At 71.5% G+C, this 26266-nt stretch carries 20 protein-coding genes; 16 read left to right on the top strand and 4 right to left on the bottom strand.

Annotated features, from left to right (window positions below):
* The first annotated feature begins 109 nt into the window (after positions 1 to 109).
* From miaB to ACLZOT_RS05055, 3 genes are all read left to right on the top strand, one after another.
* Positions 110 to 1630 carry a tRNA (N6-isopentenyl adenosine(37)-C2)-methylthiotransferase MiaB gene (gene miaB / locus ACLZOT_RS05045; protein ID WP_416967485.1) on the top strand — a complete coding sequence of 507 codons (1521 nt, stop codon included), beginning with the start codon at positions 110 to 112 and terminating at the stop codon, positions 1628 to 1630.
* Positions 1631 to 1634: 4 nt separating this feature from the next.
* Entirely contained in the window at positions 1635 to 1847 is a 213-nt protein-coding gene (locus tag ACLZOT_RS05050; RefSeq protein ID WP_416967486.1) for a hypothetical protein, read from the top strand.
* A 206-nt stretch (positions 1848 to 2053) separates the two neighbouring features.
* Positions 2054 to 2767, top strand: coding sequence for a class III extradiol dioxygenase subunit B-like domain-containing protein (locus ACLZOT_RS05055; protein WP_416967487.1), 714 nt, complete (start codon positions 2054 to 2056; stop codon positions 2765 to 2767).
* Positions 2768 to 2835: 68 nt separating this feature from the next.
* Here the strand turns inward: ACLZOT_RS05055 and ACLZOT_RS05060 are convergent, their stop codons facing one another.
* A complete protein-coding gene (locus ACLZOT_RS05060) occupies positions 2836 to 3093 on the bottom strand; it encodes an antitoxin (protein WP_416967488.1) in 258 nt (85 codons plus the stop codon).
* 145 nt (positions 3094 to 3238) lie between these two features.
* On the opposite strand from ACLZOT_RS05060, the gene miaA reads away from it, so the two are divergent.
* The 6 genes from miaA (at position 3239) to hflX (ending at position 11713) form a co-directional block, all read left to right on the top strand.
* Positions 3239 to 4177: a tRNA (adenosine(37)-N6)-dimethylallyltransferase MiaA gene (miaA, locus tag ACLZOT_RS05065; RefSeq protein ID WP_416967489.1), complete on the top strand. Its 939-nt coding sequence runs from the start codon at positions 3239 to 3241 to the stop codon at positions 4175 to 4177.
* Between the two features lie 108 nt (positions 4178 to 4285).
* Complete coding sequence (locus ACLZOT_RS05070; protein WP_416967853.1) at positions 4286 to 4969, top strand: hypothetical protein; 684 nt, start codon at positions 4286 to 4288, stop codon at positions 4967 to 4969.
* A gap of 69 nt (positions 4970 to 5038) precedes the next feature.
* Entirely contained in the window at positions 5039 to 5917 is an 879-nt protein-coding gene (gene dapF / locus ACLZOT_RS05075) for a diaminopimelate epimerase (protein ID WP_416967490.1), read from the top strand.
* A 288-nt stretch (positions 5918 to 6205) separates the two neighbouring features.
* On the top strand, positions 6206 to 8371 hold the full coding sequence (locus ACLZOT_RS05080) for a RelA/SpoT family protein (RefSeq protein WP_416967491.1): 2166 nt from the start codon (positions 6206 to 6208) through the stop codon (positions 8369 to 8371).
* Positions 8372 to 8487: 116 nt separating this feature from the next.
* On the top strand, positions 8488 to 10059 hold the full coding sequence (locus tag ACLZOT_RS05085; protein ID WP_416967492.1) for a M1 family metallopeptidase: 1572 nt from the start codon (positions 8488 to 8490) through the stop codon (positions 10057 to 10059).
* A 160-nt stretch (positions 10060 to 10219) separates the two neighbouring features.
* A complete protein-coding gene (hflX, locus tag ACLZOT_RS05090; RefSeq protein WP_416967493.1) occupies positions 10220 to 11713 on the top strand; it encodes a GTPase HflX in 1494 nt (497 codons plus the stop codon).
* A 68-nt stretch (positions 11714 to 11781) separates the two neighbouring features.
* Here the strand turns inward: hflX and ACLZOT_RS05095 are convergent, their stop codons facing one another.
* The gene (locus ACLZOT_RS05095) at positions 11782 to 13023 is read right to left on the bottom strand and encodes a trypsin-like serine peptidase (RefSeq protein WP_416967494.1); all 1242 of its coding nucleotides are present in this window, start codon (positions 13021 to 13023) and stop codon (positions 11782 to 11784) included.
* Between the two features lie 311 nt (positions 13024 to 13334).
* Between ACLZOT_RS05095 and ACLZOT_RS05100 the strand changes: the two genes are divergently transcribed.
* From ACLZOT_RS05100 to ACLZOT_RS05115, 4 genes are all read left to right on the top strand, one after another.
* Positions 13335 to 14717 carry an aminotransferase class III-fold pyridoxal phosphate-dependent enzyme gene (locus tag ACLZOT_RS05100; protein WP_416967495.1) on the top strand — a complete coding sequence of 461 codons (1383 nt, stop codon included), beginning with the start codon at positions 13335 to 13337 and terminating at the stop codon, positions 14715 to 14717.
* A gap of 42 nt (positions 14718 to 14759) precedes the next feature.
* Positions 14760 to 16688, top strand: a complete 1929-nt coding sequence (locus ACLZOT_RS05105; protein ID WP_416967496.1) for an IucA/IucC family protein — start codon at positions 14760 to 14762, stop codon at positions 16686 to 16688.
* A 43-nt stretch (positions 16689 to 16731) separates the two neighbouring features.
* Positions 16732 to 17394, top strand: coding sequence for a GNAT family N-acetyltransferase (locus ACLZOT_RS05110; protein WP_416967497.1), 663 nt, complete (start codon positions 16732 to 16734; stop codon positions 17392 to 17394).
* Between the two features lie 299 nt (positions 17395 to 17693).
* Positions 17694 to 19667, top strand: a complete 1974-nt coding sequence (locus ACLZOT_RS05115) for an ATP-dependent DNA helicase (protein WP_416967498.1) — start codon at positions 17694 to 17696, stop codon at positions 19665 to 19667.
* 255 nt (positions 19668 to 19922) lie between these two features.
* Here the strand turns inward: ACLZOT_RS05115 and lexA are convergent, their stop codons facing one another.
* Positions 19923 to 20702, bottom strand: coding sequence for a transcriptional repressor LexA (lexA, locus tag ACLZOT_RS05120; RefSeq protein WP_416967499.1), 780 nt, complete (start codon positions 20700 to 20702; stop codon positions 19923 to 19925).
* A gap of 542 nt (positions 20703 to 21244) precedes the next feature.
* Between lexA and nrdR the strand changes: the two genes are divergently transcribed.
* Together nrdR and ACLZOT_RS05130 are read left to right on the top strand one after the other, a co-directional pair.
* The gene (gene nrdR / locus ACLZOT_RS05125) at positions 21245 to 21781 is read left to right on the top strand and encodes a transcriptional regulator NrdR (RefSeq protein ID WP_416967500.1); all 537 of its coding nucleotides are present in this window, start codon (positions 21245 to 21247) and stop codon (positions 21779 to 21781) included.
* A 171-nt stretch (positions 21782 to 21952) separates the two neighbouring features.
* On the top strand, positions 21953 to 24847 hold the full coding sequence (locus tag ACLZOT_RS05130) for a vitamin B12-dependent ribonucleotide reductase (RefSeq protein WP_416967501.1): 2895 nt from the start codon (positions 21953 to 21955) through the stop codon (positions 24845 to 24847).
* Between the two features lie 109 nt (positions 24848 to 24956).
* On the opposite strand, the gene ACLZOT_RS05135 is transcribed toward ACLZOT_RS05130, so the two are convergent.
* Positions 24957 to 25490, bottom strand: a complete 534-nt coding sequence (locus ACLZOT_RS05135) for a TerD family protein (protein ID WP_416967502.1) — start codon at positions 25488 to 25490, stop codon at positions 24957 to 24959.
* A gap of 140 nt (positions 25491 to 25630) precedes the next feature.
* On the opposite strand from ACLZOT_RS05135, the gene ACLZOT_RS05140 reads away from it, so the two are divergent.
* Positions 25631 to 26236 (top strand): YdbC family protein, encoded by a 606-nt coding sequence (locus ACLZOT_RS05140; protein ID WP_010358919.1) that lies wholly within the window; start codon positions 25631 to 25633, stop codon positions 26234 to 26236.
* Positions 26237 to 26266 lie beyond the last annotated feature (30 nt).

The following is a 26266-nucleotide window of genomic DNA, read 5'->3' on the forward strand; positions in this document are numbered from 1 at the left end:
GGAGGGAGCACTGCTGCGATCTTCGTACGGGGGATCCCTCCGCGCGGTTCCGGTCCCGCTCGCGCGAGCGGGGGCGAGGGCTGTCCGAGGCACCGCCTACCCTTGAGCCATGACCAGCAGCAGTGACCGGAGCCAGCCAGTGGACGCGAAGACCTACGAAGTGCGCACTTATGGGTGCCAGATGAACGTCCACGACTCCGAACGCCTGGCCGGTCTGCTGGAGGGCGCGGGCTACGTGCGCGCGCCCGAGGGGTCCGACGGCGACGCCGACGTCGTCGTCTTCAACACCTGCGCGGTCCGCGAGAACGCCGACAACCGGCTGTACGGCAACCTCGGCCGCCTCGCGCCGCGCAAGGCGAGCCGCCCCGGGATGCAGATCGCGGTCGGCGGCTGCCTCGCGCAGAAGGACCGCGACACGATCGTCAAGAAGGCGCCCTGGGTGGACGTCGTCTTCGGCACGCACAACATCGGCAAGCTCCCGGTCCTGCTGGAACGCGCGCGCGTGCAGGAGGAGGCGCAGGTCGAGATCGCCGAGTCCCTGGAGGCGTTCCCCTCGACGCTGCCCACCCGCCGCGAGAGCGCCTACGCGGCCTGGGTGTCGATCTCTGTCGGCTGCAACAACACCTGCACCTTCTGCATCGTCCCGGCCCTGCGCGGCAAGGAGAAGGACCGCCGCCCCGGCGACGTCCTCGCCGAGATCGAGGCCCTGGTCGGCGAGGGCGTCACGGAGATCACCCTGCTCGGCCAGAACGTCAACGCGTACGGCAGCGACATCGGCGACCGCGAGGCGTTCAGCAAGCTCCTGCGGGCCTGCGGGAAGATCGAGGGCCTGGAGCGTGTCCGCTTCACCTCGCCGCACCCCAGGGACTTCACGGACGACGTCATCGCCGCCATGGCCGAGACGCCCAACGTCATGCCCCAGCTCCACATGCCGATGCAGTCCGGCTCGGACACCGTCCTGAAGGCGATGCGCCGCTCCTACCGCCAGGAGCGCTACCTGGGGATCATCGAGAAGGTCCGCGCGGCCATCCCGCACGCGGCGATCTCCACCGACATCATCGTCGGCTTCCCCGGGGAGACCGAGGAGGACTTCGAGCAGACCCTCCACGCGGTCCGCGAGGCCCGCTTCGCGCAGGCGTTCACGTTCCAGTACTCCAAGCGCCCCGGGACGCCCGCGGCGACCATGGAGGGCCAGATCCCCAAGGAGGTCGTCCAGGCGCGCTACGAGCGCCTCGTCGCCCTCCAGGAGGAGATCTCCTGGGACGAGAACAAGAAGCAGGTCGGCCGCACCCTGGAGCTCATGGTCGCCGAGGGCGAGGGCCGCAAGGACGACGCCACCCGACGCCTGTCCGGACGCGCCCCCGACAACCGCCTCGTCCACTTCACCAAGCCCGACCAGGACGTCCGCCCCGGCGACATCGTCACCGTCGAGATCACCTACGCCGCCCCGCACCACCTCCTCGCCGAGGGCCCCGTCCTCGACGTGCGCCGTACGCGCGCGGGCGACGCCTGGGAGAAGCGCACCGCCGAGAAGGCCGCCACCCCGGCCGGCGTCATGCTCGGCCTGCCCAAGGTCGGCGTCCCCGCCCCGCTGCCGGTCGCCACGGGCGGCGGGTGCAGCGTCGAGTGACGGCATGGGCGGGGTCCTCGACGACACCGTCCGGCAGGCCCTGGGGCATGTGGAGAGCCAGGCGCGCGCGTGCAGTCCCACCCACCCGCGCATACCCCGGCGCACGCGGCTCTGCCAGCAGGACGATGCCCTCCTGCTGATCACCGACGGCCGGTTCTACACGTTCCTGACGCGGTTCTCACTGGCCGAGCTGGTGGAGGACAGCGCGGAAAAGTGAGAGGTCAGGGGGGCCGGAGGCGAGGTGGGATGACGTCGGGACGATACTGGTTCGTCGGGTTGTGCACGTTGCGACGAAACGGTATCGGCCCGACGCTTACGTTGCGACGGGCCGATACCGTCCGGACGTCACCCGCGCGCCCCCCTTCCGCGTCCGACCGACCCGTATGTGACGTGTGACCGCTTCCCGGGGATACGCTGCCGATCATGCTTGTCGCCGCCGCAGTCTGTCCCTGTCCGCCCCTCCTGGTGCCCGAGATCGCCGCGGGCGCCGCGCCCGAGCTGGACGCGGCCAGAGCCGCCTGCACGGACGCGCTGGGTGTGCTCGCCGCCTCCCGGCCGGACCGGCTGGTGGTGGTCGGTCCGGCGGCGGAGCACGGGTGCGGCCCGTACCCCGAGGGCACGCCGGGCTCCTTCCGGGGCTTCGGCGCCGACATCGTCGTACGGCTGGGGCGGGGTGAGGGGGACGGGAGCGGGCGGTTGCTGCCGCCGTCGCTCGCGGTGGGGGCCTGGCTGCTGGAGCGGGCCGGCTGGGGGGACGGTCCGATCGAGGGACTCGGGGTGGGGGAGCCGTTCGGGGCCGAGCGGTGCGTCCAGGCGGGCCAGGAGGCCGCCGGGCGGGCCGGGCGGGTCGCGATGCTGGTGATGGGCGACGCCAGCGCCTGCCGGACGCTCAAGGCGCCGGGCTACCTCGACGAGCGCGCGGCGCCCTTCGACGCGGAGATGGGACGGGCGCTGGGCAAGGCGGACGTCGCCGCGCTGGAGACGATGGACGTGGAGCTGGCCCGCCAGCTCATGGCGTCGGGGCGGGCGCCCTGGCAGGTGCTGGCAGGGGCGGGCAAGGGTGCCGGGTTGAGCGGGGAGCTGCTGTACGAGGACGCGCCGTACGGGGTCGGGTACGTGGTCGCGACCTGGTCGTAGCCCTCAGGGCCGGGAAGCGCCGACGGACGGCCTCCCGGCCGTCCGTCGATGGCTGTCCCGGATGCGGATCAGGACGCCGGGGGCGGCGAGCTCGGCGGGGTGCCGGTCGTGCCGTCGTCCTTGTGGGCGAGCTTGTCCACCGCGCCCTTCGCCTTGTCGGTGCCCGTGTGGATCTTCTCGCTGTACTTGCCCTTGGTCCGCTCGTCGACCGCCTTGGCGGCCTTGTCGATGCCGTCCTGGATCTTGCCGCCGTGCTGCTGGGCGAGGTCGGAGACCTTGTCCTTGGCCGGGGCGAGCTTGGCCTTCAAATTGTCCATGAGACCCATCGGGTCACCTTCCTCGCGCTACGTCACCTGCAACCGACAGAACTTCGCAAAACGCCCATATCCACTTCACACGGTACTCGCGCCCCTCGGATCGCGTCACCTCACCGGTTCGAGCACGGCCCGTGAGGTTTGCGAGACTGGTGCCGTGAGCAGCGCACCCCCCGCCCCCCGAGTCATCGCCGTCGTCGGACCGACCGCGGCAGGAAAATCCGATCTGGGGGTCTTCCTGGCCCGGAAGCTGGGCGGTGAGGTCATCAACTCCGACTCCATGCAGCTCTATCGGGGAATGGACATCGGTACTGCCAAGCTAACGATCGAGGAGCGCGGCGGAGTTCCCCACCACCTCATGGACATCTGGGACGTCACCGAGGCCGCCTCCGTCGCCGAGTACCAGCGCCTCGCCCGCGCGCGGATCGACGCGCTGCTCGCCGAGGGACGCTGGCCGATCCTGGTCGGCGGCTCCGGCCTGTACGTGCGCGGTGCGGTCGACAACCTGGAGTTCCCCGGCACCGACCCCGAGGTGCGTGCTCGCCTGGAGGAGGAGCTCGCCCTGCGCGGCTGCGGCGCCCTGCACGCGCGCCTGGCCGCCGCCGACCCCGACGCCGCGCGGGCGATCCTGCCGGGCAACGGGCGCCGGATCGTGCGCGCGCTGGAAGTGATCGAGATCACCGGCAAGCCCTTCACCGCCAACCTCCCGGGCCACGACTCGGTGTACGACACCGTCCAGATCGGCGTCGACGTCGCACGCCCCGAACTCCACGAGCGCATCGCCCTGAGGGTCGACCGCATGTGGGAGGCGGGACTCGTCGACGAAGTGCGCGCACTGGAGGCGCAGGGGTTGCGCGACGGGCTCACCGCCTCACGCGCGCTGGGCTACCAGCAGATCCTGGCGGCGCTCGCCGGGGAGTGCACCGAGGACGAGGCGCGAGCCGAGACCGTCCGCGCCACCAAGCGCTTCGCGCGCCGTCAGGATTCGTGGTTCAGGCGCGATCCCCGGGTGCACTGGTTGAGTGGGGCCGCGGCGGACCGCGAGGAACTTCCGCGCCTCGCATCGGCGTTGGTCGAACGACCGGTTACAGCCTGATCACGTCATGGCATCGGGACGCCCAGGCCGTCATCCGGGCCTGTCGCGTCGTGCCATCATCGAGCTTCGATCGACCAAGTGGAGTCCGAGTTGGGAGGGCGCGTGGCGATGGAGGCCGGCCCTCGCGACACCGCACAAGGCACCGGGAACCGCACTCCTGAGCGGGACGAACGGAAGCCGGACGACGCCTTTCCGCGCTCGGACGCCTTCCCCGCCGAGGCCGACGGCTCCCCGCGCCTGATCGACGGCATCCCCCGTCCCGGAGGGCGCGACAACGCCCCCTCCGGTCCCCGGGACGCCCAGCCGGACGACGACGGCCTCCTCGACCCCGCGGACGCCTTCGAGGAGCCCGCCGGCGGCGGCCTCACCCCCGACGGCCCGGACGAGGCGGACGAGACCCCCGACGGCGTCACGGACGACGGCCCCGAGCCCGAGGAGATGTTCGCGAGCGGCCCCGAGGTCGAGGTCGAACTGCGGCCCCAGCGGCGGCTGCGGATCTGGCAGCTCGCCCCGATCGTCGCCCTGGCCACCGTCGGCTCCCTGATGTTCGCCTTCCCGCTCGCCTTCGACTTCGGCGACAGCGGCGCCGTCGTCGCCATGCTCGGCCTGCTGATCTGCTCCTGCGCCGCCGGCTGGGGCATGATGGCCGCCCGCCGCGTCGGCCACACCTGGCCCGGCCTGCCCCTGAGGGGCTCCGGCCGCCGCCCCGACTGGCGCGTCGTCCTCGCGTACGCCGTGATGGTCGCCGCGGCCGTCGTCCTCGCCGTCTGGCGCGTCGCCCGGCTGCGCTGAGCCACCCGCGCGGGAGCACGGTCACCCGCTGTGAGCGGGACTGTCGTACCCACGCCGTACGATCGAGGAATGAGCACGCGGATCGCCTTCCTCAAGGGGCACGGGACCGAGAACGACTTCGTGATCGTCCCGGACCCGCAGAACGCCCTCGACCTCTCGCCCGCCGCCGTGGCCGCCCTGTGCGACCGCCGCGCGGGCATCGGCGGGGACGGACTGCTGCACGTCGTACGGTCCGCGGCGCACCCCGAGGCGCGTGCGATGGCGGCCGAGGCGGAGTGGTTCATGGACTACCGCAACGGCGACGGCTCGGTGGCCGAGATGTGCGGCAACGGCGTGCGCGTGTTCGCGCGCTACCTCCAGCACGCCGGACATGTCGAGGAGGGCGACCTCGCGATCGCCACCCGCGGGGGCGTCAAGAGCGTCCACCTCGACAAGCAGGGCGACGTCACGGTCGGCATGGGCCGCGCCCGCCTCCCCGAGGGCGATGTCCGGGTGAGCGTCGGCGAGCGCACCTGGCCCGCGCGGAACGTGAACATGGGCAACCCGCACGCGGTCGCCTTCGTCGACGACCTCGCGCACGCGGGCGACCTGTTCACCGCCCCGCCCGTCAGCCCAGCCTCCGCCTACCCGCAGGGCGTCAACGTCGAGTTCGTCGTCGACCGGGGCCCCAGGCACGTCGCCCTGCGTGTGCACGAGCGGGGCTCCGGCGAGACCCGCTCGTGCGGCACGGGCGCGTGCGCCGTCGCCGTCGCCACCGCGCGCAGGGACGGCGCCGACCCGGCCGTCACCGGTACACCCGTGACGTACACCGTGGACGTGCCCGGCGGACGCCTCGTCATCACCGAACACCCCGACGGCGCGGTCGAGATGACCGGTCCCGCTGTGATCGTCGCCGAAGGAACGATCGAATCCGGATGGCTGGAAGACGCCTCTCGACGGCCGGCGTAGCAGCTTCACATTGCAGGCAGGGGCGGCCCGTCACCGTACGGGTGCGCCCCTCACGCGTGCCAGGAGGCAGGAATGCGCGACCTGCTCCGGCCATGATGGCGCGAAACAGTCAACCACCGTGGTGTCGCTCGAATGGGTGATCCGTTTCACGCTCGGCGAGAGGCGGTCAGCCGCACATGGTGGGCTCGGTAGCATCAAGCACCGGCCCGGACGGGAGACCGAAACCAGTCCCCGAGCCGTGTCCGCCCTGGGGCACTCGTCCGCCGGTCCACGCAGCCGGAGGTGCCCATGAGTGCGGAGGCGACGAATCCCGCGACCCCAGGCCCGGTGGTGCCCGCCGTCCCGCGACGGCGCAGCCGCCCCCGTATCGACCTGCGCAGGCTGGGTCGCGCGGCCTTCCTGGGCCCGGCCACCAGAGGCCGGCTGCCCGACGCGATCGGCCATGTCGTCGAGGCCCACCGCGCCCACCACCCCGAGGCCGACCTCGAACCGCTGCGCCGCGCGTACGTGCTGGCCGAGTCCTCGCACCGCGGCCAGATGCGCAAGAGCGGCGAGCCCTACATCACCCACCCCCTCGCGGTGACGCTGATCCTCGCCGAACTCGGCGCGGAGACCACGACCCTGACGGCGTCTTTGCTCCACGACACCGTCGAGGACACCGATGTGACGCTCGACCAGGTACGGGAACAGTTCGGCGAGGAGGTCCGTTACCTCGTCGACGGCGTCACGAAACTGGAGAAGGTCGACTACGGGGCCGCCGCCGAGCCCGAGACGTTCCGCAAGATGCTGGTCGCCACCGGCAGCGACGTACGCGTGATGTCGATCAAACTCGCCGACCGGCTGCACAACATGCGCACCCTCGGAGTGATGCGCCCCGAGAAACAGGCGCGCATCGCGAAGGTCACCCGGGACGTCCTGATCCCCCTCGCCGAACGACTCGGCGTACAGGCCCTCAAGACCGAACTGGAGGACCTGGTCTTCGCGATCCTGCACCCCGAGGAGTACGACCGCACGCGCGAGCTGATCGTCGACAACGCCTCCCGCGCGGACGACCCGCTCGCCGAGACGGCCGAGGGGATGCGCGGCGTCCTGCGCGAGGCCGGCATCCAGGCCGAGATCCTCATAAGGCCCCGGCACTTCGTCTCCGTGCACCGGTTCTCCCGCAAGCGCGGCGGCATGCGCGGCTCGGACTTCGGACGCCTCCTGGTGCTCGTCAACGAGGACGCCGACTGCTACGCCGTCCTGGGTGAGCTGCACACCTGCATGACGCCCGTCGTCTCGGAGTTCAAGGACTTCATCGCCGTACCGAAGTTCAACCTCTACCAGTCGCTGCACACGGCCGTCGCGCGCGAGGACGGCCAGGTCGCCGAAGTGCTCATCCGCACGCACCAGATGCACAAGGTCGCCGAGGCCGGTGTCGTCGCCCTCGGCAACCCCTACGCGAGCCCCGCGGAGGAGCAGGCCGCCGGCGACGAGCGCGTCGACCCGACCCGGCCCGGATGGCTCTCGCGGCTCCTCGACTGGCAGGAGGCCGCGCCCGACCCGGACACCTTCTGGTCGACCCTGCGCGAGGACCTCGCCCAGGACCGCGAGATCACCGTCTTCCGCCCCGACGGCGGCACGCTCGGCCTGCCCGACGGGGCAACGTGCGTCGACGCCGCCTACGCCCAGTACGGCGAGGACGCGCACGCCTGCATCGGCGCCCGCGTGAACGGCCGCCTGGCGACCCTCAGCACCGCTCTGCGGGACGGGGACACCGTCCAGCTCCTGATGGGCCAGGACCCCGCCTCCGAGCCCTCCAGGGAGTGGCTGGAGCACGCCCACACCCCCGCGGCCCGCATCGCCATCCAGCGGTGGCTGACCACCCACCCCACGGAGCCCCGCGCCGGCGCCCGGCAGGACACGGCCGACGAGGACGCCGAGCCCGCCTTCCGGGGGCAGAGCGGGCGGCGCGGCGCGGACGGGCCCCTGCCGCATCCGGCGTCCGCCCCGCGCGCGGGGAGCACCATCTCCGTCGCCGGACGGCCCGGCGTGAGCGTGCGGCTCGCCGGATGCTGTACGCCCGTGCCCGCCGACGAGGTCACGGGGTTCGCCGTACGCGGGGGAGTGGTCACCGTCCACCGCGTCGAGTGCGCCGCCGTCGCGCGCATGCGCGCAGCCGGGCGGCCCGAGGCCGACGTCCACTGGGGCGACTCCACCGAGTGCCGCGTCACCCTCGTCGCCGAATCGTTCGGCCGCCCCCATCTGCTGGCCGACCTCACCGAGGCCATCGCCCTGGAGGGCGCCGAGATCGTCTCGGCCACCGTCGAACCCCCGTCCCAGCAGCGTGTGCGCCACACCTACACCCTCGAACTCCCCGACGCGGCCCAGCTGCCCACCCTCATGCGCGCCATGAGAAACGTTCCTGGGGTGTACGACGTGAGCCGGGCGCAGCACCACGCGGGAGCACACTGACGGGCGCGCGCGGGACGTACGGTCCCCGGCAACTCGGGCCCACCCGGGCAACACGTTCGGGTGGGTCGGGCGCGAGTCGGCGGCGTCGGGGGCATGCGCGCTGGTAGCCGTGGGGCATGCTGCGCAGCCCTCGAACCGAAGCCCCCGGGGCCACCGGCCCCGCGACCGCCGGACCCCGAACCCGGGCCGCCCGCCCGGGCCCACGCCGCCTCGCGCGGGCGGCCTTCGTCGCCTCCGCGCTCTCCCTGTGCCTCGTCGCCGCGAGCGCGCCCCCCGAGCAGCTCGGCGTCGGGGACCGGCTGTTCCCGAACCTCGGCAACCCCGGGTACGACGTCGCCGCGTACGACCTGGACTTCACCTACCCGGGCAGCAACGACAAGCCCCTGCGCGCGCAGACGACCATCGACGCCGTCACGACCGAGCGGCTGGAGCGGGTCAACCTGGACTTCGCGCACGGCGACGTCGAGTCGGTCGAGGTCGACGGGGAACCGGCGCACTACACGCGCGCGGGCGAAGATCTCGTCGTCACCCCGCGCCGCGCCGTCCCCGAGGGAAGCTGGATGCGGATCACCGTCCGGCACACCAGCGACCCACTGCCCCCGAAGGGCGGCGAGGGAGGCTGGGTACGCACCGCGGACGGCCTCGCCATGGCGAACCAGGCGGACGCCGGGCACCTCGTGTTCCCCTGCAACGACCACCCCTCGGACAAGGCGATGTTCACCATCAGGGTGACCGCCCCCAACGGGTACACGGCCGTCGCCAACGGCCTGCCCACCGGCGTCGACCGCGCGCGCGGGGTGACGACCTGGACGTACCGCACCCGGCACCCCATGGCGACCGAGCTGACCCAGGTCTCCATCGGCCGCTCGACCGTCCTGCGCCGCGAGGGACCGCACGGCCTGCCCGTACGGGACGTCGTCCCCACCGCGGACCGGGCCGCCCTGGAGCCGTGGCTCGCGAAGACGCCGGACCAGATCTCCTGGATGGAGTCGAAGGTCGGACCGTATCCGTTCGAGACGTACGGGCTGCTCATGGCGGACGTCAGCACCGGGTTCGAGCTGGAGACGCAGACCCTGTCGCTGTTCGAGAAGGGCCTGTTCACCGAGCCCGGCTACCCCGCCTGGTACATCGAGTCGATCATGGTCCACGAACTCGCGCACCAGTGGTTCGGCGACAGCGTCTCCCCGCGCACCTGGTCCGACCTGTGGCTCAACGAAGGGCACGCCACCTGGTACGAGGCCCTGTACGCGCAGGAGAAGGCGGGGCGCACGCTGGAGGCCCGGATGAAGACGGCGTACGGGGCGTCCGACCGCTGGCGCGCGGCCGGCGGACCGCCCGCGCACCCCAAGGGCCCCGAACCCGGCCAGAAGATCAGCATCTTCCGCCCCGTCGTCTACGACGGCGCCGCCCTCGTCCTGTTCGCGCTGCGCGAGACCATCGGCCGCCCCGCGTTCGAGCGCCTGGAGCGCGCGTGGGTGACCCGGAACCACGACGGCGTCGCGAGCACCGCCGACTTCACCCGCCTCGCCGAACGCGTCTCCGGCAAGGACCTCACCGCGTTCTTCGACGCCTGGCTCTACGGCACGAAGACGCCCCCGATGCCGAACCACCCGGACTGGAGGTCCCAGACGCCGGCGAACACCAAGGCGACGGCCGAGACGCCGGTGGTGCGGCACGGGCGGCACTGAGGGGCCTCGCCCCGATAAGCCCGTGACGAGGCGGGGCGGCGCGTGCGAACATTTTCGGGCCGGCGTGGTACGGGCCGAGGTGCGGGAATCTTCCGCCGGGCTCGTGCGTTGAGCAGGGTGACAGGCGCCCTAGCGGCATCTTCGACGACGTAAGGATCAAATGACCTCCTCTTCTTCCGCTTCCCAGGACACCAAGCGCCTCGCGCAGGACTACCCCGACGGTCTTCGGGCCGATGCCCTGATGGAAGAGGACGTCGCCTGGAGCCACACGATCGACGAGGAGCGGGACGGCGACCAGTTCGACCGCTCGGAGCGCGCGGCCCTGCGCCGCGTGGTGGGCCTCTCCACCGAGCTGGAGGACGTCACCGAGGTCGAGTACCGCCAGCTCAGGCTGGAGCGGGTCGTCCTCGTCGGCGTCTGGACCACCGGCACCGCGCGGGACGCCGAGAACTCCCTCGCGGAGCTCGCCGCCCTCGCCGAGACGGCCGGCGCGTACGTCCTCGACGGCGTCGTCCAGCGCCGCGACAAGCCCGACGCGGCCACCTTCATCGGTTCCGGCAAGGCGCAGGAGCTGCGGGACATCGTCCTGGAGAGCGGCGCCGACACCGTGATCTGCGACGGCGAGCTGAGCCCCGGCCAGCTCATCGCGCTGGAAGACGTCGTCAAGGTCAAGGTCATCGACCGTACGGCCCTGATCCTCGACATCTTCGCCCAGCACGCCAAGTCCCGGGAGGGCAAGGCGCAGGTCGCGCTCGCGCAGATGCAGTACATGCTGCCGAGGCTGCGCGGCTGGGGTCAGTCGCTGTCCCGCCAGATGGGCGGCGGCAAGGGCGGCGGCCTCGCCACCCGTGGTCCCGGTGAGACCAAGATCGAGACGGACCGGCGCCGGATCCGCGAGAAGATGGCGAAGATGCGCCGGGAGATCGCGGAGATGAAGACCGGCCGCGAGATCAAGCGCCAGGAGCGCAAGCGCCACAAGGTGCCGTCCGTCGCCATCGCGGGCTACACCAACGCCGGCAAGTCCTCGCTGCTCAACCGCCTCACGGGCGCGGGAGTCCTGGTCGAGAACGCCCTGTTCGCGACCCTGGACCCGACCGTCCGCCGCGCGGAGACCCCGAGCGGCCGGCTGTACACCCTGGCGGACACGGTCGGCTTCGTCCGGCACCTGCCGCACCACCTGGTCGAGGCGTTCCGCTCCACCATGGAGGAGGTCGGCGAGTCCGACCTGATCCTGCACGTGGTGGACGGCTCGCACCCCGCCCCGGAGGAGCAGCTCGCGGCCGTGCGCGAGGTCGTCAGGGACGTCGGCGCCACCGGCGTACCCGAGATCGTCGTGATCAACAAGGCGGACGCCGCCGACCCGCTCACGCTCCAGCGGCTGCTGCGGATCGAGAAGCGCTCCATCGCGGTCTCCGCGCGCACCGGCGAGGGCATCGCCGAACTGCTCGCGCTGATCGACGAGGAGCTGCCGAGGCCGTCCGTCGAGATCGAGGCGCTCGTGCCGTACACGCACGGCAAGCTGGTCGCGCGCGCCCACACCGAGGGCGAGGTCCTCTCCGAGGAGCACCTCGCGGAGGGCACGCTGCTGAAGGCGCGCGTCCACGAGGAACTCGCCGCGGACCTCGCGCCGTACGTACCCGCCCAGGCGATCTGACGCGCGTACGCCTACGACGAAGCGCCGCCCCCTCAGCGCTCAGCGCGAGGGAGCGGCGCTTCGGTGTGTCACTGGCCCGCTGACTTCTTGCTCACCGACTCGTACACGCCCTTGGCGACCTCGCCGAGGCGCGGTCCCGCGAGCCAGCCAGAGGTGGCCGGGCCGATGGACGTGTTGGAGACCAGCCTGAGCCTGCCGTCGGACCCCTTCTCGGCCCAGCCGCCGCCGGAGGAGCCGCCCGTCATCGTGCAGCCGATCCGGTACATCGTCGGGTCCGCCGAGGACAGCGAGAGCCGGCCAGGCTTGTCCGCGCACTCGTACAGCTTCTGCCCGTCGAACGGCTCGGCCGCCGGGTAGCCCGCCGCCGTGATGCTCGGCACGTCCGCCACCGCGGGCGCCGCGAAGTCCACCGGCAGCGCCCCGCCGACCGTCTCCTCCAGCGACTTCCCGGAGCCGCCCTTCTCCGGGGTGACATGGATGACCGCGAAGTCGTACGGCGCCCCGTCACCGCCCGTCGGACCGCCCTGCGCGATCCACTGCTGTGAGGTCTGCGCCCAGTCACCCCACCACACGCCGTACGGCGCGACCTGCTCGCGCGTCGCCGTCTTGAGCGCCGACGTCGGCATCGCGGTGTCGTTGTACGACGGGACGAAGGCGATGTTGCGGTACCAGCCGCCGTTCTTGCCGGCGTGCACGCAGTGGCCCGCCGTCCACACCAGGTTCGACTTGCCGAGGTGCGCGGGGTCCTCGACGACCGTCGCCGAGCAGACCATCGAGCCCTCGGGGGAGTCGAAGAGCAGTTTCCCGGCCTCGGGCACGTTCGTGTGGTACTTCGCGGCCACCGCCTTCGCGTCCACCGGCGACGGCTCCGGGTCCGTCACACCCTGGTCGCCCGCGAGGTCGCTGTCGGCGACACCCCGGTCCGGGTCCTGCGCATCGCGCATCCGGTCCGGGTCCCACAGACCCTCGATGATCGGGTTGACGAAGTCCTGCGCCTCGCGCAGCCAGTCGTCCTTGTCCCAGTTCTTCCAGGCGCCGTTCTTCCACTTGTCGAGGTCGATGCCGTGCTGCTTGAGCCGGTCCAGCAGGTCGCCCGGGACCTGGATCTTCCCGCCGCCGGCCTCGGAGGCGGAGGCCGTCGGTGAACCGGCCGCCTGGTCGTCCCCGTCGCACGCGGTGGCGGTGAGCGCGAGCACCGAGGCGAGCGCGACCGCGGACAGCACCGGGGAGGTCCGGCGGCGCGCGGGAGCGGTGGTGCGGCGCGCGGTCCCCCCTCGACGAGCGGTGAACGGCGGCCGTATGGATGGCATGTCTGAACTCCCCCTGCTTTCGGCGAACTTGGTGCGATGCCGGGAAATCGGCCGCCCGAACGGCGAGTTCGGGCCGATCTCGCGGCCATGTAGAACGGCAACACACGATATGCGCTCGCTGTGGGGGACTTCCGGGGGAACGGCAACGGTTTCGCTACGAGCTGCCTGAGCTGGGGAGTTGGGCGCAGAAACGGTTCCTGCCCGGCGTACCAGGGGCCGCGCGGGACGGGTCCCGCCGCATCCGTCGCCGGTGCCCCCGCGACCCCGGTGACGATCTTCTGGGAGGCCGTAACCCGTCGGCCGGAGCGGGGTTGGTAGCGGTGGGGCCGGGCGGGGACGTGCCGGGGGTCCCGTTCCTGGGCGAGGGAAGGCAGGCAGCCGTGGGTGAGGTCGGGGCGGGGGAGCGGACCTGCGCGCTGCCGATCGTGCCGGTGCGGGCGCGCGGGCCGATCGTCGAGGGGGCCGACGGGCGGCGGTACCTGGACTGCCTGTCGGGAGGCGGGGCGCTCGCGCTGGGGCACAACCATCCCGTCGTCCTCGAAGCGGTCCGTGGGGTCCTCGACTCCGGGGCGCCGCTGCACGCCCCCGGCCTCGCGACCTCCGTGCAGGACGCCTTCGTCGCCGAGCTGCTGTGCACCCTCCCGCCCGGACTCGCCGGCCACGCGCGCGTGCGGTTCGGCGGGCCCGCCGGGACGGACGCGGTGGCGACGACCCTCGCGCCGGCCCGCACCGCCGTCCTCGCCTTCACCGACGCCCACCACACGATCGCCGCCGGCGTGCCGGACACCCGCACTCCTCCCGTCCACCGCTGTCCCTACGGCGCCGGCGACGGCCTGGGTGCCGAACTCGCCGTCGGCTGGGCCGAGTCCGTCCTCGGCGGCCGCGAGCCGGGCGTGCCCCGTCCGGACTGCGTGATCCTCGAACCCGTCCAGGACAGCGGCGTTCCCGCGCCGGACGGGTGGCTGCGCCGTATGCGGCGGATCACCGCGGAACGGGCGGTCCCTCTGATCGCCGACGAGACCCGGACCGGCGTCGGCCGCACCGGTGCCTTCTGGGCCGTCGGGCACAGCGGGATCAGCCCCGACGCCATGGTCCTCTCCCGGGCGATCGGGGGCGGCCTGCCCCTCGCGGTGATCGTCCACCGCGACGACCTCGACCTGTGGGGACCCGGCGGCCACGCGGGCACGGTCCCCGGCAACCAGCTCGCCATGGCCGCGGGCGCCGCCACCCTCGCCCACGTCCGCGAGAACCGCCTCGCCGACCACGCGGCCCGTGTCGGCGCCCGGATGCTGCGTCAACTCCGGTCTCTTGCGGGGGAGTTCCCGTGGATCGGTGACGTGCACGGCCGCGGGCTCATGATCGGCGTCGATATGGCCGCCGGGGAGCCCGGCCCGACAGTGCCGCTGCCGGTCAGGTCCGGCGTGGACAGACGCGCGCCCTGTCCGACCGCCGACGCCGTCCGACGCGCCTGCCTGGAGCGAGGGCTGATCGTCGGCCTCGGCGGCCGTGACCGCAGCGTCGTCCGCCTCCTCCCGCCCCTCACGATCACCGACGACCAGGCGACCGCGATCCTCGACCGCTTCGCCGACGCGCTCGCGGCGGTCACCCGCGACCCCCGCACCCACCGCTCCCCATCGGACGAGCACCCCCACCGCCTCACGGACCCGCCCCCACGCGCGACACCTCCGACCTAGCCCCCTCCCGCTCACCGGCCACCCTCCCCACAAGGACCCCGCGTGCACGCCGAAGCCACCCCGCGACCGATCACCGCCCCCCTCACCCACCCCGCCGCCCGAGCCGCCGCCACGGAGAACCTCCTCCGCTGCTGGGTACGCGAGACCTCCGTACCGCCCCCCGACACCGACCTCCTCCGCATCCCCCTCCCGTCCTGCGGCCTCATCCTGCTCGCGCCCGTCCACTACTGGTCCCCGACCGGCCTGCACCGCTTCGGCCCCCCGTCCCTCGCCGACACCCCCGCCCCGGCCCCGCCCCTGGACGCCGTCACGCTTGCTGCCCTGCTGACCCGCGAGGCGCACGCGCGCGACACGGTCACGCCACCGGCGCCGGACACCGCCCCGCTGCCGGCCTGCGACAGGGCCATCGGCAACCCGGACCTCGCCCCCGGATCCGGCCTCGCCGACGCCCCCACTCCTGCGCACCCCGCAGACGCCTCCGACCTCGTCACCCGCGTCGCCGACTCCCTCCGCCGCGCCACCCTCTTCCTCACCGCCCGCCGAGCGCCCTCCTCCACCGACACCCCCGATCTGTTCCTCGCCGCCGAACAGTCCCTCCTGCTGGGACACCCTCTCCACCCCACTCCGAAGAGCCGCGAGGGCCTGACCGACGTCGAGACCCTTCTCTACTCGCCCGAGTCGCACGGCGCGTTCCCCCTGCACTGGCTCGCTGTCGCCCCTTCCGTGCTCGCCACCGACTCGGCCTGGACCGAGAGCGGCCGCCCGGTCCGCGCACAGGACCTGACCGCCCGCCTCGCCGGCCCCGGACTCCCGCTGCCCGAGGGGTACGCCGCGCTCCCCCTGCACCCCTGGCAGTTCCGCGAGGCCCGGCACCGCCCCGAGGTCGCCGCCCTGCTGGACGCCGGGCTGCTGAAGGACCTCGGCACGTACGGCCCGCCCTGGCATCCCACCTCCTCCGTCCGCACCGTCCACCGCTCCGGTGCCCCCGCGATGCTGAAGCTCTCGCTGGCGCTGCGCATCACCAACTCCCGCCGGGAGAACCTCCGCAAGGAACTCCACCGCGGCGTCGAGGTGCACCGCCTCCTGCGCACCGGCCTCGCCCGGGGGTGGCACGCGGCCCACCCGCACTTCGACATCGTCCGCGATCCGGCCTGGCTCGCTGTCGACGACCGTGAGGGCCGGCCGGTGACCGGACTGGACGTGGTGATCCGGCACAACCCCTTCGCCCCGTCGGACGACGTCTCGTGCGTCGCCGGACTGGTCTCACCCCGCCCGCACACCCCCGGGCACCTGCCCGGCGCCCGCCGTCCCGTGACCGATCCATCTCCGGACCTCCTCTCCTTCCGTTCTCGTCTCGCGACCCTCGTCGACCGCCTCGCCGCCCGCAGCGCCCGTCCGCGGGGTGCCGTCGCCGTCGAGTGGTTCCTGCGGTACCTGGAACACGTCGTCCGACCGGTGCTGTGGCTCGACGGCGAGGCGGGAATCGCCCTGGAGGCCCACCAGCAGAACACCCTCCTGCTGCTCGACTCCGAAGGCTGGCCCGCGGGCGGCCGGTACCGCGACAACCAGGGCTACTACTTCCGTGAGTCCCATCGCGCCCGGCTCGACGCCCGGCTGCCCGGGATCGGCGGGTCGAGCGACACGTTCGTCTCCGACGAGGTCACCGACGAGCGCTTCGCCTACTACCTCGGCATCAACAACGTGTTCGGTCTGATCGGCGCCTTCGGCTCCGAACGCCTCGTGGACGAGCGCCTGTTGCTCGCCTCCTTCCGCCGCTTCCTCGAAATGGCCGCCGCCGGCCCCCGGCGGATGCGCGGCTCCCTCCCTTCGCGTCTGCTCGACTCACCCGTCCTGCGCTGCAAGGCGAACCTCCTGACCCGGGTGCACGGCCTCGACGAACTCGTCGGCCCGGTCGACACGCAGTCCGTCTACGTCACCTTCGCCAACCCCCTTGCCTCCTCGGCCTCCTGAGCTCCGGCCTTCCTCCCGTCCGCCTCCCGAAAAGAGCGTCCCTGTGCCGACCACGAAAGGTCACGACGGCCCCAGCACCACCGAAGACCTCCTCGACGGGGTCGCCGACTGGGGGCCCACCCTGTGCCATGTGGGGATCTTTCACCTCATCCCTGTGACGTTCGACCTGGGAATCCCGCTGGTGGCCCGCTGGATGAACGACCCCGCCGTCGCCGCCTTCTGGGACCTGGCCGGCCCCGAGATCCGGACCACCCGGCACGTCCGGGTCCAGTTCGAGAGCGGCGGGCGCAGCGTCCCCTGTCTGGGGGTGCTGAACGGGACGCCCATGAGCTACTGGGAGATCTACCGCGCGGACCTCGACCCGCTGGCCCGCTACTACCCCGCCCTACCGCACGACACGGGCCTGCACCTCCTCATCGGGGACCCGCGGGACCGGGGGCGGGGGCTGGGCAGTGTCCTGCTTCGGACCGTTGCCGACCTCATCCTCGAAAAGCGCCCCGACTGCCCCCGGGTCATCGCCGAACCGGACGTCCGCAACGCTGCCTCCCTCCGCATCTTCTACACCACCGGCTTCGAGTGCATCGGCGAGGTCGACCTGCCCTCCAAGCGGGCCGCGATCGTGACGCGCGACCGTAATTCCCTGTGCCCTCCGCCCGAGGGCCGGATGCCTCAGTTCACGGACCCCAACCTCCCGGACTGGTGTTGACTGTTCGAACTCGATTAGTTACTCATAGTGACGTTCGGGGTGTCGTCCGAGTTCCCTCGTCTCCCAGACTTTTTTCCGAACCCCTCCGGCTCGCCGGATCCCACGCGCTCGCCGGGCCCTCCCGCCACTCACCACCCCGTCCCCACCCCCTCGAACCCAGTGCCCACGTCCCCTCCTCGAACCCCGGCGCCCGCTCCACCCCCTCGCGCCCCCTCCCACTCCACACCCCACCCCGATCCCACCCCTCACCTCCCCTTCGGCCGCACGATGTCAGTGCCGGGCCGTAGGGTGGTCGCGCTATGACGAAGCCCTCTCTCCCCGAACTCCTGCACGCCGCCGTCGCCTCTGTCGGCGGTGCGGAGCGCCCCGGTCAGGTGACCATGGCCGAAGCCGTCGCGGAGGCGATCGACGACGGCTCCCATCTGCTGGTGCAGGCCGGTACCGGCACCGGAAAGTCGCTGGGATACCTCGTTCCCGCGCTCGCGCACGGTGAGCGGGTCGTGGTCGCGACCGCCACCCTCGCCCTCCAGCGCCAGCTCGTGGAGCGCGACCTCCCGCGCACCGTCGACGCGCTGCATCCGCTGCTGCGCCGCCGCCCGGAGTTCGCGATGCTCAAGGGCAGATCGAACTACCTGTGCCTGCACCGGCTCCACGAGGGCGTGCCGCAGGACGAGGAGGAGGGACTCTTCGACCAGTTCGAGGCGGCGGCCCCCTCCAGCAAGCTGGGCCAGGACCTGCTGCGGCTGCGCGACTGGTCGGACGAGACGGAGTCGGGCGACCGCGACGACCTCACCCCGGGCGTCTCCGACCGCGCGTGGGCGCAGGTGTCGGTCTCCTCCCGCGAGTGCCTGGGCGCCTCCAAGTGCGCGTACGGCGCCGAGTGCTTCGCCGAGATGGCACGCGAGCGCGCCAAGCTCGCCGAGGTCGTCGTCACCAACCACGCGCTGCTCGCGATCGACGCCATCGAGGGCGCCCCGGTCCTCCCGCAGCACGAGGTCCTGATCGTCGACGAGGCGCACGAACTGGTCTCCCGGGTCACCGGCGTCGCCACCGGCGAGCTGACCCCGGGGCAGGTCAACCGCGCGGTGCGCAGGGCGGCGAAGCTGGTCGACGAGAAGGTCGCCGACCAGCTCCAGACCGCGGCCGAGGGCTTCGAGCGGCTGATGGAACTGGCCCTGCCCGGACGCCTCGAAGAACTCCCCGAGGACCTCAACTACGCGCTGATGGCCCTGCGCGACGCGGGCCGTACGGTGATCTCCGCGCTCGGCACGACCCGCGACAAGTCCGTCCAGGACGAGGACGCGGTCCGCAAGCAGGCGCTGGCGTCGGTGGAGACGGTCCACGACGTGGCCGAGCGCATCGTGCAGGGCTCCGAGTACGACGTCGTCTGGTACGAACGCCACGACCGCTTCGGGGCGTCCCTGCGCGTCGCCCCGATGTCCGTGTCGGGCCTGCTGCGGGAGAAGCTCTTCGCGGACCGCTCGGTCGTCCTGGCGTCGGCCACGCTGAAGCTGGGCGGTGACTTCAACGGCGTGGGCGCGTCCCTGGGGCTCGCCCCCGAGGGCGTCGAGGGCGAGGACCTGCCGCAGTGGAAGGGCGTGGACGTCGGCTCACCCTTCGACTACCCCAGACAGGGCATCCTGTACGTCGCCAAGCACCTCTCGCGCCCCGCGCGCGACGGGGACCGTGCGGACATGCTGGACGAGCTGGCGGAACTCGTCCAGGCGGCCGGCGGCCGTACGCTCGGCCTGTTCTCGTCGATGCGGGGTGCCCAGCTCGCCGCCGAGGAACTGCGCGTGCGCATGCCGGAGTTCCCGATCCTGCTCCAGGGCGAGGAGACGCTCGGCGAGCTGATCAAGAACTTCGCGGCGGACCCGAGGACGTGCCTGTTCGGCACGCTCTCGCTCTGGCAGGGCGTCGACGTCCCCGGGCCGAGCTGCCAGCTCGTCGTCATGGACAAGATCCCGTTCCCGCGCCCCGACGACCCGCTGATGAGCGCCCGGCAGAAGAAGGTCGAGGAGTCCGGGGGCAACGGCTTCATGTCCGTCGCGGCCACCCACGCCGCTCTTCTGATGGCGCAGGGCGCGGGCCGTCTCGTCCGCGCGATGGGCGACCGGGGCGTCGTGGCCGTCCTCGACCAGCGCCTCGCCACCGCGCGCTACGGCAGCTACCTGAAGTCCTCCATGCCCGACTTCTGGTACACGACGGACCGCAACCAGGTCCGCAAGTCCCTCGCGGCGATCGACGCGGCGGCGAAACAGGCGGGGGCCTGAGGGCACGGCAGCCCGGGGGCATGACAGTGTGCGTGCATGACTGAGGGGGCGAGCCGGAACTCGCCCCCTTCGGGCCGGAGAGCCACCTGAGGCTTCGCGAGGCAGCACAGCCCTGAGCCGTGAGGCAACGCGCAGACCCGGATCAGGGCCCCTACAGGCCCCGAAGACACCACAGGGCCCCGGAACCGGCGCAGGGATCCCGGGGCCCAGTCAACAGGGCGCAGGCGCAGCGGGAAGGGCCGCCCGCCCACCGCCTCAGACGCGGCGCAGTACGGCCACCACCTTGCCGAGGATCGTCGCGTCGTCCCCGGGGATCGGTTCGTACGCGGAGTTGTGCGGAAGCAGCCACACATGCCCGTCCTCGCGCTTGAAACGCTTGACGGTCGCCTCCCCGTCGAGCATCGCGGCCACGATGTCGCCGTTCTCGGCGACGGGCTGACGGCGGACGGTCACCCAGTCGCCGTCGCAGATCGCGGCCTCGATCATCGAGTCGCCGACGACCTTCAGCACGAACAGCTCACCGTCACCGACGAGCTGACGGGGCAGCGGGAAGACGTCCTCGACGGACTCCTCCGCGAGGATCGGGCCACCGGCGGCGATCCGGCCGACCAGGGGGACGTACGACGCGGCGGGCTTGCCCGCGGTGTCCGTCGGCTGGACGGACACCGACTGGTCGGAGCCGCGCACCTCGTACGCGCGCGGGCGGTGCGGGTCGCGGCGCAGGAAGCCCTTGCGCTCCAGTGCCATCAGCTGGTGGGCCACCGAGGAGGTGCTCGACAGGCCGACCGCCTGGCCGATCTCCCGCATGGACGGTGGGTAGCCGCGCCGCTGCACGGAATCCCTGATGACCTCGATCACCCGGCGCTGCCGGTCGGTCAGGCCCGAGCTGTCCGCCCGGATGCCTGGAGGTCGGCCCGGCAGGGAGCGCTTGTGCCCCTCGGGACTGGTGGCTTCGTTCATCGCGTGCACCGGGTCGAGCCGGCCCTGGGAGCGGTCCTGGGCGGTGATGGTGGCACTGTCTGCGGTGGTGGTCACGGCGGCCCCTCTCGATGGTCTCCCTGCTTGACAACGGTAGTTGCTTTCGAAAGGTTGCGCCAAACACACGTTCGAGTGAAAAACCCCGAAGAGTTGGACTTGATCATGTGTCCAGGTGTATGGCTCGTGCCGTGTCCGGCGGACGGAACGGGCTGACGTCGCACCCCTCGCCGCCGTCACCGGACGGCCTTGTGGGCCGTCGTCCCAGTCTGCCAGCCGATGTCCCGCCGCGCGGGTACCGCGGCCCGAGTCCCACCTCTCCTCCTTTCTGCACTCACGTAATCTCCGCATGTGCCCAGGTGGCACCCCCTCCCGCGCGGGCGCGGGACCGCCGGGAGGCGCCGTAGCGACGCGACACGCTGAAGCGGCCTGCGTTTATTCGTCAATCCCCCACATCTAGTGGTTGGATTGGCGCAGTGGCCCAGAAGTTGTGGTGCCCCGTGTATTCGCACCCTCAGGGATCGCCTATGCTGGGGGCTGCTTCGTGAGGCCCGAGGGGCCCGTGAGGCCATCGAGTCTGCTGTGAGGAGGGTTGGGAATCCATGCACTGCCCCTTCTGCAGGCACCCCGACAGCCGTGTGGTCGACAGTCGTACGACCGACGACGGGACGTCGATCCGCAGGCGCCGTCAGTGCCCTGACTGCTCCCGTCGTTTCACGACGGTGGAGACCTGCTCACTGATGGTGATCAAGCGCTCGGGTGTGACCGAGCCCTTCAGTCGTACCAAGGTCATCAACGGCGTGCGCAAGGCGTGCCAGGGACGGCCTGTCACCGAGGACGCCCTCGCCCAGCTCGGCCAGCGGGTCGAGGAGGCCGTCCGGGCCACCGGAAGCGCCGAGCTGACGACGCACGACGTGGGGCTGGCCATACTCGGCCCGTTGCAGGAACTCGACCTCGTCGCCTATCTGCGATTCGCCTCGGTCTACCGGGCGTTCGACTCGCTGGAGGACTTCGAGGCCGCGATCGTCGAGCTCAGGCAGCAGACCGGCTCCCCGGCCGCGGACGACGACGTCCGCGAAGGAGACGACGGCGGAAGCGGGGGCGTTCAGGTGCCCCAACCCGCCGGTACCGCCGACTGATCCGCGGGCCGGAACCGGGCGAGGACACCGGGGACGGCCGGACGGCGGCGAAGAGACCTGTTGCGGGCGGCAGGACGCAGCACATCAAGTGCCCGCAACTTCAGAAATCACACTGTGTCACGGGAACAACGTGGCATTTCCGGGCGTTTTTGCCTGTACCAGGGAGGCGGCATGACAGAGACGGCGAGCGGTCCGGCACGAGGTTCCCGAGCCAAGGGCGCCAAGGCCACCAAGGGGCTGCGCATCGAGCGCATCCACACCACCCCCGGCGTGCATCCGTACGACGAGGTGGTCTGGGAGCGCCGTGACGTCGTCATGACCAACTGGCGCGACGGCTCGGTCAACTTCGAGCAGCGCGGCGTCGAGTTCCCCGACTTCTGGTCGGTGAACGCGGTCAACATCGTCACCAGCAAATACTTCCGCGGAGCGGTCGGCACCCCCCAGCGCGAGGTCAGCCTCAAGCAGCTGATCGACCGCATCGTGAAGACGTACACGAAGGCCGGCGAGGAGTACAAGTACTTCGCCTCGCCCGCCGACGCGGAGATCTTCGAGCACGAGCTCGCGTACGCCCTCCTGCACCAGATCTTCAGCTTCAACAGCCCCGTCTGGTTCAACGTCGGTACCCCGCAGCCCCAGCAGGTCTCCGCCTGCTTCATCCTGGCCGTCGACGACTCCATGGAGTCGATCCTCGACTGGTACAAGGAAGAGGGCATGATCTTCAAGGGCGGCTCCGGCGCCGGCCTGAACCTCTCCCGCATCCGCTCCTCCAAGGAACTGCTCTCCTCCGGCGGCAACGCCTCCGGGCCGGTCTCCTTCATGCGCGGCGCCGACGCCTCGGCCGGCACCATCAAGTCCGGTGGCGCCACCCGCCGCGCGGCCAAGATGGTCGTCCTGGACGTCGACCACCCGGACGTCGAGGACTTCATCGCCACGAAGGTGAAGGAGGAGGAGAAGATCCGCGCCCTGCGCGACGCGGGCTTCGACATGGACCTCGGCGGCGACGACATCACGTCGGTCCAGTACCAGAACGCGAACAACAGCGTCCGCGTCAACGACGAGTTCATGACGGCCGTCGAGAACGGCACCGAGTTCGGCCTGCGCGCCCGGATGACCGGCGAGATCATCGAGACGGTCGACGCGAAGGCCCTGTTCCGCAAGCTCGCCGAGGCCGCCTGGGCCTGCGCCGACCCGGGCATCCAGTACGACGGTGTGATCAACAACTGGCACACCTGCCCCGAGTCCGGCCGGATCACCGCGTCGAACCCGTGCAGCGAGTACATGCACCTGGACAACACGTCCTGCAACCTCGCCTCGCTGAACCTGATGAAGTTCCTCAAGGACGACGGCAAGGGCAACCAGTCCTTCGAGACCGAGCGCTTCCAGCAGGTCGTCGAACTCGTCATCACCGCGATGGACATCTCCATCTGCTTCGCCGACTTCCCCACGAAGAAGATCGGCGAGAACACCCGCGCCTTCCGCCAGCTCGGCATCGGCTACGCCAACCTCGGCGCCCTCCTGATGGCGACCGGCCACGCGTACGACTCCGACGGCGGCCGCGCCCTCGCCGGCTCCATCACCTCCCTGATGACCGGCACGGCCTACCGCCGCTCCGCCGAACTCGCCGCGGTCGTCGGCCCGTACGACGGCTACGCGCGCAACGCCGACGCCCACAACCGCGTCATGAAGCAGCACGCCGACGCGAACGGCGCCGCCGTCACCATGGACGACCTGGACACCCCGGTCTGGGCCGCGGCCACGGAGGCATGGCAGGACGTCGTACGCCTCGGCAAGCAGAACGGTTTCCGTAACTCCCAGGCGTCGGTCCTCGCCCCGACCGGCACCATCGGTCTCGCGATGTCCTGCGACACCACCGGCGTCGAACCCGACCTCGCCCTGGTCAAGTTCAAGAAGCTGGTCGGCGGCGGCTCGATGCAGATCGTCAACGGCACCGTCCCGCAGGCCCTGCGCCGCCTGGGCTACCAGGAGGAGCAGATCGAGGCGATCGTCGCCCACATCTCCGAGCACGGCAATGTGATCGACGCCCCCAGCCTCAAGACCGAGCACTACGAGGTCTTCGACTGCGCCATGGGCGAGCGCGCCATCTCCCCGATGGGGCACGTCCGGATGATGGCCGCGATCCAGCCCTGGATCTCGGGCGCCATCTCCAAGACGGTCAACATGCCGGAGACGGCGACCGTCGAGGAGGTCGAGGAGATCTACTTCGAGGCGTGGAAGCTCGGCGTCAAGGCGCTCGCGATCTACCGCGACAACTGCAAGGTGGGCCAGCCCCTCTCCGCCAAGACCAAGTCGTCCAAGGACGAGAAGGCCGAGGTCACAGAGAAGGCCGAGGCGGCGATCCGCGAGACCGTCGAGAAGGTCATCGAGTACCGCCCGGTCCGCAAGCGCCTCCCCAAGGGCCGCCCCGGCATCACCACGTCCTTCACGGTCGGCGGCGCCGAGGGCTACATGACGGCGAACTCCTACCCGGACGACGGCCTCGGAGAGGTCTTCCTGAAGATGTCCAAGCAGGGCTCCACCCTCGCGGGCATGATGGACGCCTTCTCCATCGCGGTCTCCGTCGGTCTCCAGTACGGCGTGCCGCTGGAGACGTACGTCTCGAAGTTCACCAACATGCGCTTCGAGCCGGCCGGTATGACCGACGACCCGGACGTGCGGATGGCCCAGTCGATCGTCGACTACATCTTCCGCCGCCTGGCGCTGGACTTCCTGCCCTTCGAGACCCGCTCCGCGCTCGGCATCCACTCCGCCGAGGAGCGCCAGCGCCACCTGGAGACCGGCTCGTACGAACCGGCCGAGGAAGACGTCGACGTCGAGGGCCTGGCCCAGTCGGCGCCGCTCCAGACGGCCTCGGCGGCCGTCGCCCCCAAGGCCGCCCCGGTCGCCGTGCCCGCCCCCCAGCAGGCCCACACCAGCGCCGAACTGGTCGAGATGCAGCTCGGCATCCAGGCCGACGCCCCGCTCTGCTTCTCCTGCGGTACGAAGATGCAGCGCGCCGGCTCCTGCTACATCTGCGAGGGCTGCGGCTCGACCAGCGGATGCAGCTGACCTGTGAACGCGGGCACTGACGGATAGGTGCCAGAGGTAAGGGGCGTCGGCCATGGCCGACGCCCCTTACCTCGTCGTACGGAGTACGGAGTACGCGGTACGCGGCGCGTCAGGACGGGCGGAGGGTGCCCATCACGCGGGTGAAATCGGCGGGGTCGTCCTCGAAGCCGTGGACGCCGTCGTGGAACTCCCAGCCGTCCTTGGGATCGCGGACGAACGAGGCGACGGTCGCCGCCGTGGAGCCGAGGATCTCGCCGAAGTCGCCCTCCGCCAGGACCGTGTAGCCCTCGCGGATACGGAACCTCGGGTTGGTGACGCTGACGAAGGTCCGGTGGTCGGGGCGCTGCTGGATGACGACACCGACCACGACACGGCCGTAGCGCGCGTCCAGGCGGTCGAGTTCGAGCGTCATCACCTCGTCCCAGCCGAAACCCTTGCCGTCCTTGCTGTCGCGGTTGAGGTAGATCGTGCCGTCCGGGGACCGGCTGTCGAAGTGCACGACGAAACCGGGCCCGCCCTGCGGATCGCTCTGCAGGTACGTCCCGGCGACTATGTCCAGGTCGGTGGCCGGCTGCCCCGCCGGACTGGGATCCCACTTGACCGAGATCTCCACCTTGCGGATCCCCTTGATGAGGCCGTTCATCAGGCTTCCCCTTCTCCCCTGTCGTTCGCGCCCCGAACTGCCCGGTCAGCAGGGCCGGTTGTCCATCCTGCCACGTGCATGTGCGCGGCTGCCCGGCCGAGGGTGACCGGCGCCACGTCCCGGGGCCTTACCATGGCGCGGTGCTGGTCAAGTGGATTCGCTGCACCGTGGTGGACCGCCGAGGTTTCGAACGGGGACAGCGGAAGTGGGCGGGGCTTCTGGGGGAACCGGGATTCCGCGGACAGGGGGGCGGCTGGAGCCGGAGCCGTCCCGGGGTCGCGCATGTCTTCGCCTTCTGGGAGAGCCGCGCCTTCTACGACTCGTTCATGGCCCGCTCCCACGACCGGCTCGCCGCGTCCCAGGTGGGCACCTTCCGCGACGCTCAGGTGCGGCTCTTCGACCACCGCTTCGACGTCAAGACCGGCTTCGAACCCCGCTTCACCGACGCCGACCTGCTGCGCGTCGCCCTCTCCCGGGTCCACGAGGAGCGCGCCGAGCACTTCACGCTGATGCAGGAGAAGGTCTGGAACCCCGCGATGGCCGGCTCGCCCGGCATGATCCGCGGCCTGTTCGCCGAGGCGCCCGGCAACGAGTTCATGGTCCTGTCCATGTGGCGCTCCGAGGCCGAGCACGGCAAGTACCGCACCGAGCGCATCGAACGCCTCGCCCTGCGCGCCCAGATCGAGGCCGACATCGCCGCCCTCACCGGTGACATCGTCGAGATGGAATCCGCCTGGACGGTGTGAGGCCGCCGCCGCGGGGGTAGGCGAGTGGCC

Origin of the sequence: Streptomyces sp. 4F14 (genome assembly GCF_048159485.1) — a bacterium.
GTDB lineage: Bacteria > Actinomycetota > Actinomycetes > Streptomycetales > Streptomycetaceae > Streptomyces.